We start from the raw sequence: 13778 nt of genomic DNA on the forward strand, positions 1-13778 counted from the left end.
CGGAGGAGGCTTTGAAGCGGCTGCAGGCCGGTGAACTTCCGGGCACCGGGCCACTCGGCGGCGGCCCGGCCGGCGGCGGGGGCGGGGGCGGCGGCGTTGCAGCGCGCAGCGCCACGAATGCGGTGGCCCGCCAGCCCATGCCGTCGGCCCCGCCCTCTCCAGAGCCAGCCGCAGTCCTGAACACCTTCGAGGACCTCCTGGCGCTGATCGACCGTCGACGGGATGTGACCTTGAAGATGGATGTGGAGCGCTACATCCGTCCCATCAGCTTCCGGCAGGGCGCCATCGAGTATGAACCCGGCCCCGGCGCGCCCGTCAATCTGGCCCAGCGGCTGGTGGCGAGGCTAAAGGAGTGGACCGGCGAGCGCTGGCTGATCGCCGCGCAAGGCGGCGGGGGCGCCGAAAGCGCCTGGGAGAAACAACGGCGCGAGCAGCGCGAGGTCCGCGCCGAGATCGAGCAGGACCCCTTCGTCCGCTCCGTGATGGAAGCCTTTCCCGGCGCCGAGATCATCGGCGTCCGCAACCTGGCGCCGACCCCGGCGATCGAGGGCGTGGCCCCGACCGAGGTCGACGATGATGACGAGGAGTAACGGCTGATGGACATCAATGCCCTGATGAAACAGGCCCAGGCCATGCAGCAGCGGATGGCCGATGCGCAGGAACGAATTGCCGCTATCGAGGTGGAGGGCACGTCCGGCGGCGGCATGGTGAAACTGGTGCTGCGCGGATCGGGCGAACTGGCGCGCGTAGAGCTTGATCCCGGTCTCATGGCGCCGGGCGAGGGAGAAGTGGTGGCCGATCTGATGGTCGCCGCCCACGCCGACGCCAAGCGGAAGCTGGACGCCGCCCAGGGCGAACTGATGCGCGAGGCGGCCGGGCCGCTGGCCGGCATGAACATTCCCGGCATGCCGAAGTTCTGAGATGGCCTCGTCCGCCGGACCAGAGATCGAACGCCTCGTCACGCTGCTGGCCAAGATTCCAGGACTGGGGCGCCGCTCCGCTCGTCGTGCGGCGCTGGCGCTGCTCAAGCGGCGCGATCAGTTGCTGGTCCCCCTGGCCGACGCCCTGAGTGAAGCCGCGCGGCTGGTGCAGACCTGCGAGGAGTGCGGCTCGCTGGACACCCAGAACCCCTGCGCCATCTGCGCCGACTGGAGCCGCGACGACGCCCTAATCTGCGTTGTCGAAGATGTTGGCGCGCTCTGGGCGATGGAACGCGCCGCGGCGTTTCGCGGACGATACCACGTGCTGAGCGGTCTGCTCTCCGCGCTGGAGGGTGTGGGGCCGGAGGCTCTGCGCGTCGACGACCTGATGGAGCGCGCCGCGCGCGACCATACCTCCGAGGTGATCCTGGCCCTGCCAGCCACGGTCGACGGCCAGACCACGGCGCACTATCTGGCCGAACGGCTGGCCGCGTGTAACGTCTCGGTCTCGATGATGGCGCGAGGCGTTCCTGTCGGCGGTGAACTGGACTGGCTGGACGACGGCACCATCGCCCACGCCATCCGCGCGCGACGACCGGCCTAGAGCACGACAGCTTGAAGTGGATACCGGTTCAAGCGCCCGTCGTGCTCTAAACGTATGATAACGAGCCTGTTTATCCGATTCAGATGATTCCATCTGAACCGGACAGGCTCTAGTCCGCCTTCCAGGGGACCGGCTCGATCTTCCGGATCATCAGGCCCCAGCCTGCGACGCCCAGCAAGGCGCCCGCCGCCGTGACGATGAACGCGGCTTGGAAACTCCCCGTGCTGTCAACAATCATGCCGGTGATGATCGGTCCCAGAATGCCGGCGAAGTTGGCCCAGCCGTTCTGCACCCCTATCCACTTGCCCGCCGCCTTGGGCCCGGCCAGCGTCTGACCGGTGGCGAAAATGTGCGGACCGACCGCGCCCAGGGCGAAGGCGACGACGAACAGGCATCCGATCGCCACCTGTGGCGCCACATAGGCGCAGGCCAGCAGCCCGGCGGCGGTGACAAGATGGGCGCACACAAAGATGGTCTTGCGGGCCCGGTCGGGCGTCGCGCCGGTCGCGATCCAGCGGTCTGAAAGCCAGCCGCTCAGGAACGAACCCGCCGCATAGACCAGGTAGAGGCCGCCCCCCACATTGGCCATTTCTCCCAGCGTGTAGCCCTGCGACTTCACAAGGTAGAGCGGGATCCAGGAGACAACGAAGTAGAAGGCGAAGTTGACCGAGAAGTGGCCAAGGCTGGCCCCCCAGAGCTCCGGGCGCCGGAAGATATCCGGAAAGGACGGCCCCGCGCCCGGCTCATGATCTGCAGCGCCCCGGTCCGTGAGTCTGCCCGTCACCAACAGCCAGGGCACAAGCCAGAGCAGGGAGATGGCGCCGAACATGATGAAGACCCCGCGCCATCCAAGCGTCTCCATCAGGTGTCCGCCGAAGAAGATGCCAACCGCCGGCCCGAGGGACAGTCCGACGATGATCAGGCCGTTGGCGGCGCCCAGGCGGGCTGCGGGCACATGCCGCGCGATCAGGGTCGAACTGACCGGGAAGGCGGCGCTTTCGCCAACCCCCAGGAGCAAACGTAGCACAAGCAGGGCCACGAAACCTGCCGCGAAGCCGCTGAAAAAGGTCGCCAGCGACCAGATCGCCAGACCGGCAGCCAGGGTCTTGTAGGCGTTGAAACGGTCGGCCATCCAGCCGGAGAGGACGAGCCCCGGCGTGTAGGTCCAGAAGAAGGCCGAGATCAGGATACCGATCTGGGTCGAGGTGAGGGCGAGTTCGTCCTTGATGAGCGGCGCAGCGGTGGCCAGACCTCCCCGGTCTACATAGTTGATGAACACCGCCGCCGCGAGCAGCGGCACTATGAATGGGCTGAAAGCCTCGCGCAGCGGCTTCGCCGCCGTTTCCGTCGTCATGGTGTTCCCCCGATCCCCTTTTCACGGACACTGACACGGCTGGTCCCGACTCACCTAAGTCGCTAGGAACACAGCATGAACCTGATGCTGCTGATGATCATGTTGCTGGCTCTGACCGCCGCGATCGCCATCGCCTGGGCTCTGCGTGAACGCGGTCGGGCAGCGGCGGCCGAGCTCAGGCTGGCGCTCTATCAGGAACAGGGCGAGCTGGTTCGCAACCAGTTGACCCAGTCGGCGGCCAGTGTCGCCGAGGAGATCCTGCGCAAGAACGATGAGGCGGTGCGGGGCCGCGAGCAGCTGGCCCAGGCCCGGCTGGAGGCGCAACTCAAGCCCGTCGCCGACACCCTGCTGAAGTTCCAGGAGCAGGTGACGGCCGTGGAGAAGCAACGCGCTGAGGAGACCGGCGGCCTGAAGGAACAGATCGCCCAGATGCTGCAGGCTGCCACCGCCACCCAGGATGAGGCCCGCAAGCTCTCCAGCGCCCTGCGGCGCGGCGCTGGCGTGCAGGGTCGCTGGGGCGAGCAGACCCTGCGCAATGTGCTGGAGGCCGCGGGCCTTACCAACCGCTACGACTTCGACGAACAGACCTCCACCGATACCGACGAAGGCCGCCGCCGGCCTGATGTAACCGTGCGCCTGCCAGGCGGGGCCCTGTTCGTCATCGACGCCAAGTGCTCACTGAACGCCTTCCTCGAAATCCAGGAAGCCGTGGACGACTTCGCCCGCGACGCCGCCGGGATCCGTCACGTGCAGAGCGTGCGCAGCCACATCTCAGGCCTCTCGGCCAAGGCTTACTGGGACCAGTTCGATGCTTCGCCGGACTTCGTGGCCATGTTCGTGCCGCTGGACTCCGCCCTGGCCGCCGCGCTCGACCGCGAGCCTAACCTGATGAATGAGGCCATGGACAAGCGGGTGGTGATCGTCACCCCGTCCACCCTGTTCGCGCTCTGCAAGGCCGTGGTCTACGGCTGGCGCGTCGAGGAGCAGGCCGCCAACGCCCAGAAAATCGCCGAGCTGGGGCGTGAACTCTACAAGCGCATCGCGGTGATGGGCGGCCATGCCGATGCCATGGGCAAGGCGCTGCAGACGGCGGTTGGCCGCTACAATCAGTTCGTAGGCTCTCTGGAAGCCCAGGTGCTGACCCAGGCGCGCCGCTTCGAAGACCTCAAGGTCGACCATCAGGGCAAAACCGTCGCCGTGCTGGAGCCGCTGGACAGCGCCGTGCGGCCGCTGACCAAACTGCCCGCCGGCGAGACCCCACCGGTGCGACTTGTGGCCGGCGACGAGGGCTAGCGCCAGGGTCACGCACCTTGACGCCTGCAGATCGCGACCTTACGTCCGCGCCATGGCTATCCGAGAGATCCTTGTCGTCCCCCACCCTGTGCTGAAACAGGTGTCGACGTCCGTTGATGTGGTCGACGACGCCCTGCGCGCCCTTATGGATGACATGCTGGAGACCATGTACGACGCGCCGGGCATCGGCCTGGCGGCGGTGCAGATCGGTGTGCCCAAGCGGGTGATTGTGATGGATCTGGCGGGCAAGGACGAACCCCCGGCGCCGCGCTATTTCGTCAATCCCGAGATCGTCTGGGCCTCGGACGACACCGCACCCTACGAGGAAGGCTGCCTCTCCGTGCCGGAGTATTATGATGAGGTCGAACGGCCAGCCCGCGTGAAGCTCAAGTACCTGAACTATCAGGGCGAGGCAGTCGAGGAAGACGCCGACGGCATGTTCGCCGTCTGCATCCAGCACGAGATGGACCACCTTGAAGGCGTGCTGTTCATCGATCATCTGTCCCGGCTGAAGCGCGAGCAGGCGATCAAGAAGGTCAAGAAGCTGGTTCGGGCGTAAGCCGGGCGATCCTCGCCTTCGCCCCGTCCACGCGCTAAACCCCGGCCATGCGTCTAGCCTTTCTCGGCACCCCGGATTTTGCTGTCGCCAGCCTGAGCGCCATCCTGGCGGCGGGGCATGAGGTGGCGTGCGTCTATACCCAGCCGCCGGCGCCGCGCGGGCGCGGGCATGACCTGAAGCCTTCGCCGGTTCACGCCTTCGCCGACAGCCATGGCCTGACGGTCCGCACGCCCGCCTCAATGCGCGACCCCCTCGAGATCGCCGCTTTCGCCACCCTAAACCTCGACGCCGCCGTCGTGGTGGCGTTCGGTCAGATCCTGCCGGGCGGGGTGCTCGACGCACCACGCTTGGGCTCGTTCAACCTCCACGGCTCGCTGCTGCCGCGCTGGCGAGGCGCCGCGCCGATCCAGCGGGCGATCATGGCCGGCGACAAGGTTACCGGCGTGCAGGTCATGCGCATGACCGAGGGGCTCGACGAAGGCCCGGTTCTGGCCACCGCAACGGTCCGGATCGACGCTCTGGAAACGACTGCGACCCTGTTTGAACGGCTGGCCCCGATTGGCGCGGATCTCCTCGTCCGCACCCTGGCCGATATCGCCGCCGGGCGCGCCGTGGAAACGCCTCAGGCCAGGGAGGGCGTCACCTATGCCCGCAAGATCAGCCCCAGGCATGCGCGGCTGGACTGGACAAAGCCCGGGCCCGTGCTGGACGCCAAGATCAGGGGCATGTCGCCGGCGCCGGGCGCCTGGTTCGAACTGCCCTCCGAGAAAGGGCCTGTGCGCGTAAAAGCTCTGCTCTCGGCGTTCGAGGACACTGGCGGCGCGCCAGGCGTCACCCTCGACGACCGGCTGCTGGTGGCGACAGGCCAGGGCGCTGTGCGCCTGCTCAGGGTGCAACGCGAGGGCCGCGGCCCGCAGGAGGCTGAGGTTTTCCTCCGGGGGACGCCGGTGGCCGCCGGCGTTCGGCTGAGCTGATGCCGCGCTATCGCCTCCTGATCGAATATGACGGCCGTCCGTTCTGCGGCTATCAGACCCAGGCCGGATTGCCCTCCGTGCAGGGCGCGCTGGAGGCCGCCGTTCTGGGGTTCAGCGGTGAGACCGTCCGGGTCCAGGCGGCCGGCCGGACCGACACCGGCGTCCACGCCACCGGTCAGGTGGTCCATGTCGACCTTGCCCGGGACTGGCCGGCGGACACGGTGCGCAAGGCGCTGAACGCCCACCTGATGCCCCGGCCCGTCAGCGTACTGGAGGCCACCGAGGCCCCCGAGGGCTGGCATGCACGGTTTTCGGCTCTCGAGCGGCGCTACCGCTATCGTATTCTCAATCGGCAGAGCCCGCCGGCGCTGGATCAGGGACGGGTCTGGTATGTGCGCAAGCCGCTGGATGCTCCAGCCATGCACGACGCCGCCCAGGCGTTGTTGGGCCACCACGACTTCACCACCTTCCGCGACCTGGCCTGTCAGGCGAAGTCGCCGATGAAGACCCTGGACATCGCCACGGTGCGCCGGGAGGGTGAGGAAGTGATCCTGGACTTCGCCTCGCGCTCGTTTCTGCACCGGCAGGTACGCTCCATGACCGGCACCCTGGCCCAGGTGGGCGTCGGGCGCTGGAGCCGGGCCGACGTCGCCGACGCCCTGGCCGCGCGGGACCGCAGGGCTTGCGGCCCGGTGGCCCCGCCTGACGGCCTCTACCTTACCCACGTCGGCTATCAGCCGGCATCTCCTTCAACATCCTGAGGACCTCCGCCATGACACAAAGCCCCTGGGTTCATCACCGCAACGCCAACGTCGCCGATGACATCGATTTCGAGATCAAGGGCCAGGAACTCCAGTTCCTCGAGATCGAGCTCGATCCCGGCGAGAGCGCCGTGGCCGAGGCCGGCGCGCTTGTCTGGAAGGACGCCAGCATCGGCATGACCACCGTGTTCGGTGACGGCGCAGGCACGGAAGGTGGCTTCATGGGCAAGCTGCTGGGCGCCGGCAAGCGTCTGGTCACCGGCGAGAGCCTGTTCACCACCGTCTTCACCCACAACGCAGGGGGCAAGGCCCGCGTGGCCTTCGCCTCGCCGACGCCAGGTGCAATCCTGCCGATCAATCTGGGGGAACAGGGCGGCTGCCTGATCTGCCAGAAGGACAGTTTCCTGGCCGCTGCGCGCGGCGTCTCCATCGGTATCCAGTTCCAGCGCCGCATGATGACCGGCCTGTTCGGGGGCGAAGGCTTCATCATGCAGAAGCTGGAGGGCGACGGCTGGGTGTTCGTCCAGATGGGCGGCACCGTGATCGAGCGCACCCTGACGGCCGGCGAGGAACTGCACGTGGATACCGGCTGCCTGGCCGCCTATACGCCCAGCGTCGATTTCGACCTGGTGATGGCCGGCGGCGTCAAGAGTGTGCTGTTCGGCGGCGAGGGTCTGTTCTTCGCCCGCCTGCGCGGCCCCGGAAAGGTCTGGATCCAGTCCTTGCCGTTCTCGCGCCTGGCAGGTCGGATGCTGGCGGCGGCGGGCGGACAGGGCGGGAACCGCGGCGAGGGCTCGGTTCTGGGCGGGCTCGGCGACCTGATCGGCGGCAATCGATAGGGATCAGGCCGGCGCGAAGTAGCGCTGGATGATCCGGGCATAGACCTTCTGCAGGGTGCGGATTTCCTCGACCGGGGCGCGCTCATCCACCTGGTGCATGGTCTTGCCCACCAGCCCCACTTCGATCACCGGGCACAGCGCCCGGATGAAGCGGGCGTCAGACGTGCCGCCTGAAGTTGACAGCTCCGGGGCCGCGCCGGTGACGTCGGCCACAGCGGCGGCCACAAGGTCGGTGAAGGCGCCCCGCTCGGTCAGAAAAGCCTCACCGCTGATCTGGGGCGTGACCGTGATCTTCCCGGCAAAGCCCACTGAGGCGCGCCAGACCTCCAGCTCGAACCAGTCGGCCAGCTGCTGGCCCGTGTGGTTGGGGTTGAAGCGGATGTTGAGCCGCGCCCGCGCTACGCCGGGGATTACATTGGTCGCCGTGTTGGGCGCCTCGATCATGGTGACTTCGAGATTGGAGGGCTGGAACTCGGCATAGCCCTCGTCCAGCTTGCGCTCCTGCAGCGCCGAGAGAAGTTTCACCAGCACCGGCACAGGGTTGGCCGCCCGATGCGGATAGGCCACGTGGCCCTGGATGCCTTCCACCAGGATCTCGGTGTTGATCGACCCGCGCCGGCCCACCTTGACCATGTCGCCGAACGTTTCGGCCGAGGTGGGTTCGCCCACCACACAGTGATCGATCACCTCGCCCTCGGCGGCCAGCGCTTCGACCACCAGCTTTGTGCCATGGGTGGCGACGCCCTCCTCGTCCCCGGTGATCAGGAACGAGATCGAGCCGGTGACCTGACCCGCAGCAATGGCCTCGGAGGCCGCAGCCGCGAAGGCGGCAATGGCGCTCTTCATGTCCACGGCGCCGCGTCCGATCAGCACGCCATCAATCACCTCGGCGCCAAAGGCGTCCTTCGTCCAGGCGCCGGCATCGCCCACCGGCACCACATCGGTATGCCCGGCAAAGCAGAGGTTGGGCCTGGCGGTCCCGTAGCGGGCGTAGAGGTTCTCGATCTCGCCGAATTTCATTCGGCGGCAGGCGAAGCCCAACCCTGCAAGCGTCTGCTCGACGATATCCATGGCGCCGGCGTCAGCGGGCGTCACCGAAGGGCGGCGGATCAGGTCGCGGGTCAGTTCAACGGCGTCAATCATACGTCGCGCTTTACCGGTCATTCCGCCCGGAGGCGAGAGGGGTGCGGGAAGCCCGCGATGGCGACCCCGCCGATCCTCAGCTCATCTTGAAGCGGATGGGCAGGCGTTTGGGGCCATTGACGAAGAAGCTTTCGCTCATGGCAGGCGTCCCGGCCATCTCGACAGATTCGAGTCTGGGCAGCAGCTCTTCCCAAAGGATGCGCATCTCCATCTTGGCCAGGTGCTGGCCGAGGCACAGGTGCGCGCCGTAGCCAAAGGCCAGATGCTTGTTGGGCGAGCGGTCGACGCGGAACTCGTCGGGGGCCTCGAAGACCTCTTCGTCGCGGTTGCCCGAGGCGTAGCAGAGCATCAGCCAGTCGTTCTGCTTCATCTGGCGACCGGCGAACTCGGTGTCAGCGGTGAGCGTGCGCATGAAGGTCTTCACGGGGGTGGTCCAGCGGATGGATTCATCCACCAGGCCCGGGATCAGCGACAGGTCGGCCTTCACCTTGCGGAGCTGGCCAGGATTATCCACCAGCGCCCACATGGCGCCGGCCGTCGATGACGAGGTGGTGTCGTGGCCGGCCGTGGCGACGATGATGTAGTAGCCCATGGCCTCGAAGTCGGAGATGGGCGCGCCGTTGATCTGGCTGTTGGCGATCAGCGAGGCCAGATCATCGGTGGGATTGGCCCTGCGCGCGGCGGACAGGGCGCTGAAATAGTTGTTGAAATCGATGATCACGCCCATGTCGAAGGCTGGCTCGCCCGTCTCGGTGGTCTGCGCCTCATTCGGCTTGCGGCCAAGCTCGGGGTCGGTGGCGCCGAACAGTTCCTGGGTCAGCTTCAGCATCCGGGGCTCGTCGCTCTCGGGCACGCCCAGGATGGTCATGATCACGTGCAGCGGGAAGTGCAGAGCCACCTCATTTACGAAGTCACACTCGCCGCCCTTGGCCGCCATCTTGTCGACCGAGGCGCGGGCGATGACGCGGATGCGCTCTTCCAGCTTCTTCAGGTTCTGCGGCATGAACCAGCCCTGGGTCAGGGCGCGGTACTTGGGATGATCCGGCGCGTCCATCTGCACCAGGGTGCGCAGCAGGTGCGGGCTACCGCCCATCATCTCGCGCACGCGCTTGTCGGCCGCCTGGCTGGTGAGCGTCGCGGCGCGGTCGCCATTGTGGAACAGGTCGTTCTGGCGGCTGATCTCCAGAATGTCGGCGTGTTTGGTGGCCACCCAGAACGGGTCAATGCCGTCGATCTTGGCCATGCCCATGGGCTCGTTGGCGCGCAGCCAGCGGTAAGTGTCGTGGATCCGGTTGTCAGCGTAGGCGGCCGGCATCGCCAGATGATCGGCATGGGCCTGGGGGATCATGTGGTCGGCGGCGGTGGTGGCGGACATTTGGTCTCCGGGGCAGCGGCCTGACGTGAGGTCACGCGAGACGACGCCGTCTGATTGTTCGTATCCTGAAGGGAGTTGATACCCCCAACGCGACGGCCCGCAAGTGTGACCGCGCGTCAACCGGAGACGCCAGGCGATGCTGACCAAGGGTGATGACTACCCGATCCACCAGACTCCCGAGCCGATCGCCTATTCAGGTTCGGACCGGAACTTCTATGACCGCTACTTTTTCAACGCCTATGCGCCGGATGGGTCGGCGTTCGCGGCCATCGCCTTCGGGGTCTATCCAGCGCTGAACGTGGCCGATGCGCACATCGCCATCGTCAAGGACGGCAAGGAGCGATGCCTGCACGCCTCGCGCGTCCTGGGTATGGAACGGCTGGACCTTGAAGTTGGGCCGATCGCCATCGAAATCCTGGAGCCCCTGCAGAAGCTGAAGGTGACGGTCCAGAAGACCGAGGGCATCGCCGGCGAGATCACCTTCGAAGGCCGCGCCTTTCCCATCGAGGAGCCGCGCTTTGTCAAGCGCAACGGCCCGCGCCTGTTCATGGACTACACCCGCCTGACGCAGAACGTGCGGGCCTCGGGCTGGCTGGAAGTGGACGGCGAGCGGATCGAGGTTTCCGGCTGGGTCGGCACCCGTGACCGCTCCTGGGGGATCCGTCCCGTCGGCGCGCCCGACACACAGCCTACCCCCGGCGGCGGGATCACCGGCTTCTTCTGGCAATGGACCCCGCTGAACTTCGCCGACACATCCGTCTATTTCCACATCAACGCCGACCCGGACGGCAAGCCCTGGAACACCCGCGCTGTGATCCTCCCGGACGGCGCAGGCCCCGAGGGCGGCTATCACTCCGACGCCCCGGTGATGGAGACCGAAATCCTGCCCGGCACACGGCACGCAAAGTCCGGCAAACTGATCATTCCCCTGGCGCAGGGCGAGGCCACCGTGAAGATCGAGCCTGTCGCCACCTTCCTGATGCGCGGCATCGGTTATGGCGGTGAGTGGCGGCACGGGGCGCTCAAGGGCGAGCTGGCCGTGGCGCGCGAGGACCTGGACACGGTGAACTTCGACCACGCCGATCCCGGCAACCTGCACATCCAGGCCATCAGCCGCGCCACTCTGTCACAGCCGGGCCGGGACGATCAGGTGGGTGTGGGCGTGTTCGAACAGCTGATCCTTGGACCCTACCGGCCGCTGGGCTTCTAGACCCCCGCGGCCTTCAACGCCTGATCAAGGTCGGCGATGATGTCGTCCACGTGCTCGATGCCGATGGACAGGCGCACGTAGCCCGGCGTCACCCCGGTGGCGGCCTGTTCGTCGGGCGTGAGCTGGGAATGGGTGGTGGAGGCCGGGTGGATCGCCAGGCTTCGCGCGTCGCCGATGTTGGCCACGTGGTAGAGCAGCTTCAGGGCATTGATGAAGGCGGCGCCGGCCTCGACCCCGCCGGCCATTTCGAAGCCCACAAGGCCGCCGTAGCCGCCCTTCAGGTTGCGGTCGGCGCGGGCGCGGGCCTCGCCGGTCTGCAGGCTGGGGTGAATCACCCGGGTGACGCCAGCGCGCGCGGCCAGCCAGGCGGCGACCCCTGCAGCGTTGGCGCAGTGGCGCTCCATCCGCAGCGCCAGGGTCTCGATCCCCTGGATGATCTGGAAGGCGTTGAACGGCGAAATGGCGGCGCCCAGGTCGCGCAGCAGGATCACCCGGGCGCGCAGGATGTAGGCGATGGGGCCGAGCGGTTTGACCGCCTGGGTCCAGACGGCGCCGTGATATGAGGCGTCGGGCGTGTTGAGCTGGGGCTGGCGTTCGGGGTTCGCCTCCCAGTCGAAATTGCCGCCGTCGACGATCAGGCCGCCGATGGAGGTGCCGTGACCGCCCAGGTATTTGGTAGCGGAATAGACCACGATGGCCGCGCCATGATCCAGCGGACGGCAGAGCAGTGGTGCGGCGGTGTTGTCCATGATCAGCGGAATGCCAAACTCGCGGCCGATGGCGGCGACCTCGGCGATGGGGAAGACCTCGAGCTTCGGGTTCGGCAGGGTCTCGGCGTAGTAGGCGCGCGTGCGGTCATCAGTGGCGCGACGGAAGGCTTCCGGTTCGGCGGGGTCAACGAATCGGACCTCGATCCCCTGGTCCTTCAGCGTGTTGGCGAACAGGTTCCAGGTGCCGCCGTAGAGGGCGGTGGACGACACGATGTTGTCGCCCGCCCGCGCCAGGTTCTGCACGGCATAGGCCGACGCCGCCTGCCCGGACGCCACAGCCAGAGCGCCCACGCCGCCCTCCAGCGCCGCGACACGCTTTTCGAGCACGTCGGTCGTGGGGTTCATGATGCGGGTGTAAATGTTGCCCAGCTCGGACAGCGAGAAGAGCGCAGCGGCATGGCCCGCGTCGCGGAACTGGTAGGATGTCGTCTGGTGGATCGGCACCGCCACCGAGCCCGTCGAGGGATCAGCCCTCCAGCCGGCGTGTATGACGAGGGTCTCGGGGTGGAGCGGGGCGTCGGACATCGATAGCTTCCTCGGGCAGATCGCGGTCGTCGCCGCTGCTTACGAGCGTTCTAGCGCAAGTGGCCTCGCAGAAAAGGCTCCACGCAGTCACTTGGCCCGTTGCGCGAGATCAAGGCCCTGCCGCGCCTTTGCGCCCATGCGACAGGATGCAGGAGACCGCCACATGTCGTTGATCAACACGAAGGCCGCGTACGGCTGGATCGCCATCGCCCTGCACTGGATCAGCGCCGTCGGCGTCGTGGCGATGTACTTCCCGGGCGAGCAGATGGAGGACGCCCCGGACCGGGCGGCCAAAGTCGCTGCCCAGGCCCTCCACGTTTCGGTGGGGATCCTGCTATTCACCTTTCTGCTGGCGCGGCTGCTGTGGAGCCTGTCGCAGCCGCATCCGGATTCGTTGGAGCGGAACCGATGGTTCCGGATCGCGGCGCGGTTCGTACAGGGATTGTTTCTGTTGATGATCGCCGTGCTGATCGTCACGGGACCGCTCGCCGTGTGGTCTGCGCCGCGGGCCATCGCCGTGTTTGACCTGTTCAGCCTGCCCAGTCCGTTTCCGACCCGCATCGTGTGGCTGCATGACCTGGCTGAAGAGGTGCACGGTCTGGCGACGAAGCTGTTCTGGCCCCTCGTCATCCTGCACGTCGGAGGCGCTGTGAAGCACCTGCTGCTGGATCGTGACAGGACCGTTCAGCGTATGCTCTGGGTCCGGCGCACCTGAACCGACGGAGCCACACTGATGATGAGTCGACTTCACGCGGAACGGCATCTGGTGCAGCGGATCGGCTGGCTACGGGCCGCAGTCCTCGGGGCCAATGACGGCATCGTCTCGACCGCCAGCCTGATCGTCGGTGTCGCCGCAGCCGCGCAGGGTCGGACCGAGATCCTGGTGGCCGGCGCGGCGGGCCTGGTGGCCGGGGCCATGTCGATGGCGGCCGGAGAATATGTCTCGGTCAGCTCGCAGTCCGATACCGAAGGTGCGGACCTGGCGCGGGAACGGGCGGAACTGGCCACCCAGCCGGAGTTCGAGCTTGATGAACTGGCCGGCCTCTACGCGGCGCGCGGCGTCGAGCCCGCCCTGGCACGGCAGGTGGCGACCCAGCTGATGGCTAAGGACGCCCTGGGCGCCCACGCCCGTGACGAGCTCGGTATCTCGGAGATCACAACGGCCCGACCGATCCAGGCCGCGCTGACCTCGGCCATGACCTTCTCGGTCGGCGCCGCCCTGCCGCTGGCCGCTGCGACCTTCTCACCCCAGGCCGCCATCACCTCGGCGGTATCCATCGCCTCGATCCTGTTCCTGGTCCTGCTGGGTGTCGTCGGCGCCAGAGCGGGCGGCGCGCCGGTGCTGAAAAGCGTGTTGCGGGTGACCTTCTGGGGCGCCGCCGCCATGGCCCTCACCGCGGGCGTCGGCCTGATGTTCGGTGTGGCAGCCTAGTTCGACCGCGCCCGGATCA

General features: G+C 67.2%; 14 protein-coding genes and 1 pseudogene. 11 read left to right on the forward strand and 4 right to left on the reverse strand.

The genetic code is table 11. The annotated features are described in order from the left end of the window. The 3 genes and pseudogenes from ACIQ42_RS07715 to recR all read left to right on the forward strand — a co-directional run. Positions 1-590, forward strand: a pseudogene (locus tag ACIQ42_RS07715) (DNA polymerase III subunit gamma/tau); the annotation flags it as partial. 3 nt (positions 591-593) lie between these two features. Continuing rightward, a complete protein-coding gene (locus tag ACIQ42_RS07720; protein WP_397399642.1) occupies positions 594-920 on the forward strand; it encodes a YbaB/EbfC family nucleoid-associated protein in 327 nt (108 codons plus the stop codon). A 1-nt stretch (position 921) separates the two neighbouring features. Beyond that, positions 922-1524, forward strand: coding sequence for a recombination mediator RecR (gene recR / locus ACIQ42_RS07725; RefSeq protein ID WP_397421624.1), 603 nt, complete (start codon positions 922-924; stop codon positions 1522-1524). A 109-nt stretch (positions 1525-1633) separates the two neighbouring features. On the opposite strand, the gene ACIQ42_RS07730 is transcribed toward recR, so the two are convergent. Beyond that, positions 1634-2878: an MFS transporter gene (locus tag ACIQ42_RS07730; RefSeq protein ID WP_397421625.1), complete on the reverse strand. Its 1245-nt coding sequence runs from the start codon at positions 2876-2878 to the stop codon at positions 1634-1636. 75 nt (positions 2879-2953) lie between these two features. Here ACIQ42_RS07730 and ACIQ42_RS07735 point away from each other — a divergent pair, with 75 nt between their 5' ends. The 5 genes from ACIQ42_RS07735 to ACIQ42_RS07755 are packed head-to-tail and all read left to right on the forward strand — an operon-like array spanning position 2954 to position 7304. Next, positions 2954-4171, forward strand: a complete 1218-nt coding sequence (locus ACIQ42_RS07735) for a DNA recombination protein RmuC (protein WP_397399575.1) — start codon at positions 2954-2956, stop codon at positions 4169-4171. A gap of 52 nt (positions 4172-4223) precedes the next feature. Then, the gene (def, locus tag ACIQ42_RS07740) at positions 4224-4730 is read left to right on the forward strand and encodes a peptide deformylase (protein WP_397399577.1); all 507 of its coding nucleotides are present in this window, start codon (positions 4224-4226) and stop codon (positions 4728-4730) included. Between the two features lie 47 nt (positions 4731-4777). Continuing rightward, the gene (gene fmt, locus ACIQ42_RS07745; protein WP_397421626.1) at positions 4778-5704 is read left to right on the forward strand and encodes a methionyl-tRNA formyltransferase; all 927 of its coding nucleotides are present in this window, start codon (positions 4778-4780) and stop codon (positions 5702-5704) included. After that, complete coding sequence (truA, locus tag ACIQ42_RS07750; RefSeq protein ID WP_397421627.1) at positions 5704-6465, forward strand: tRNA pseudouridine(38-40) synthase TruA; 762 nt, start codon at positions 5704-5706, stop codon at positions 6463-6465. Before fmt ends, truA begins: the two co-directional genes overlap by 1 nt. After that, positions 6462-7304, forward strand: a complete 843-nt coding sequence (locus tag ACIQ42_RS07755; protein ID WP_397421633.1) for a TIGR00266 family protein — start codon at positions 6462-6464, stop codon at positions 7302-7304. The genes truA and ACIQ42_RS07755 overlap by 4 nt, the downstream gene beginning before the upstream one ends. A gap of 3 nt (positions 7305-7307) precedes the next feature. On the opposite strand, the gene dapE is transcribed toward ACIQ42_RS07755, so the two are convergent. Further along, positions 7308-8447, reverse strand: coding sequence for a succinyl-diaminopimelate desuccinylase (dapE, locus tag ACIQ42_RS07760; RefSeq protein WP_397421628.1), 1140 nt, complete (start codon positions 8445-8447; stop codon positions 7308-7310). Positions 8448-8523: 76 nt separating this feature from the next. Then, positions 8524-9822, reverse strand: a complete 1299-nt coding sequence (locus ACIQ42_RS07765) for a cytochrome P450 (protein ID WP_397421629.1) — start codon at positions 9820-9822, stop codon at positions 8524-8526. Positions 9823-9958: 136 nt separating this feature from the next. On the opposite strand from ACIQ42_RS07765, the gene ACIQ42_RS07770 reads away from it, so the two are divergent. Further along, the gene (locus ACIQ42_RS07770; RefSeq protein WP_397421630.1) at positions 9959-11032 is read left to right on the forward strand and encodes a hypothetical protein; all 1074 of its coding nucleotides are present in this window, start codon (positions 9959-9961) and stop codon (positions 11030-11032) included. Here ACIQ42_RS07770 and ACIQ42_RS07775 read toward each other — a convergent pair. Then, positions 11029-12327, reverse strand: a complete 1299-nt coding sequence (locus ACIQ42_RS07775; RefSeq protein ID WP_397421631.1) for an O-acetylhomoserine aminocarboxypropyltransferase/cysteine synthase family protein — start codon at positions 12325-12327, stop codon at positions 11029-11031. The genes ACIQ42_RS07770 and ACIQ42_RS07775 overlap by 4 nt on opposite strands. Before the next feature lie 163 nt (positions 12328-12490). Between ACIQ42_RS07775 and ACIQ42_RS07780 the strand changes: the two genes are divergently transcribed. Together ACIQ42_RS07780 and ACIQ42_RS07785 are read left to right on the forward strand one after the other, a co-directional pair. Beyond that, positions 12491-13042, forward strand: a complete 552-nt coding sequence (locus tag ACIQ42_RS07780) for a cytochrome b (RefSeq protein ID WP_397421632.1) — start codon at positions 12491-12493, stop codon at positions 13040-13042. 21 nt (positions 13043-13063) lie between these two features. Next, entirely contained in the window at positions 13064-13759 is a 696-nt protein-coding gene (locus ACIQ42_RS07785; protein WP_397421634.1) for a VIT family protein, read from the forward strand. Positions 13760-13778: the final 19 nt, after the last annotated feature.

The organism is Phenylobacterium sp., assembly GCF_044372605.1.
GTDB lineage: Bacteria > Pseudomonadota > Alphaproteobacteria > Caulobacterales > Caulobacteraceae > Phenylobacterium.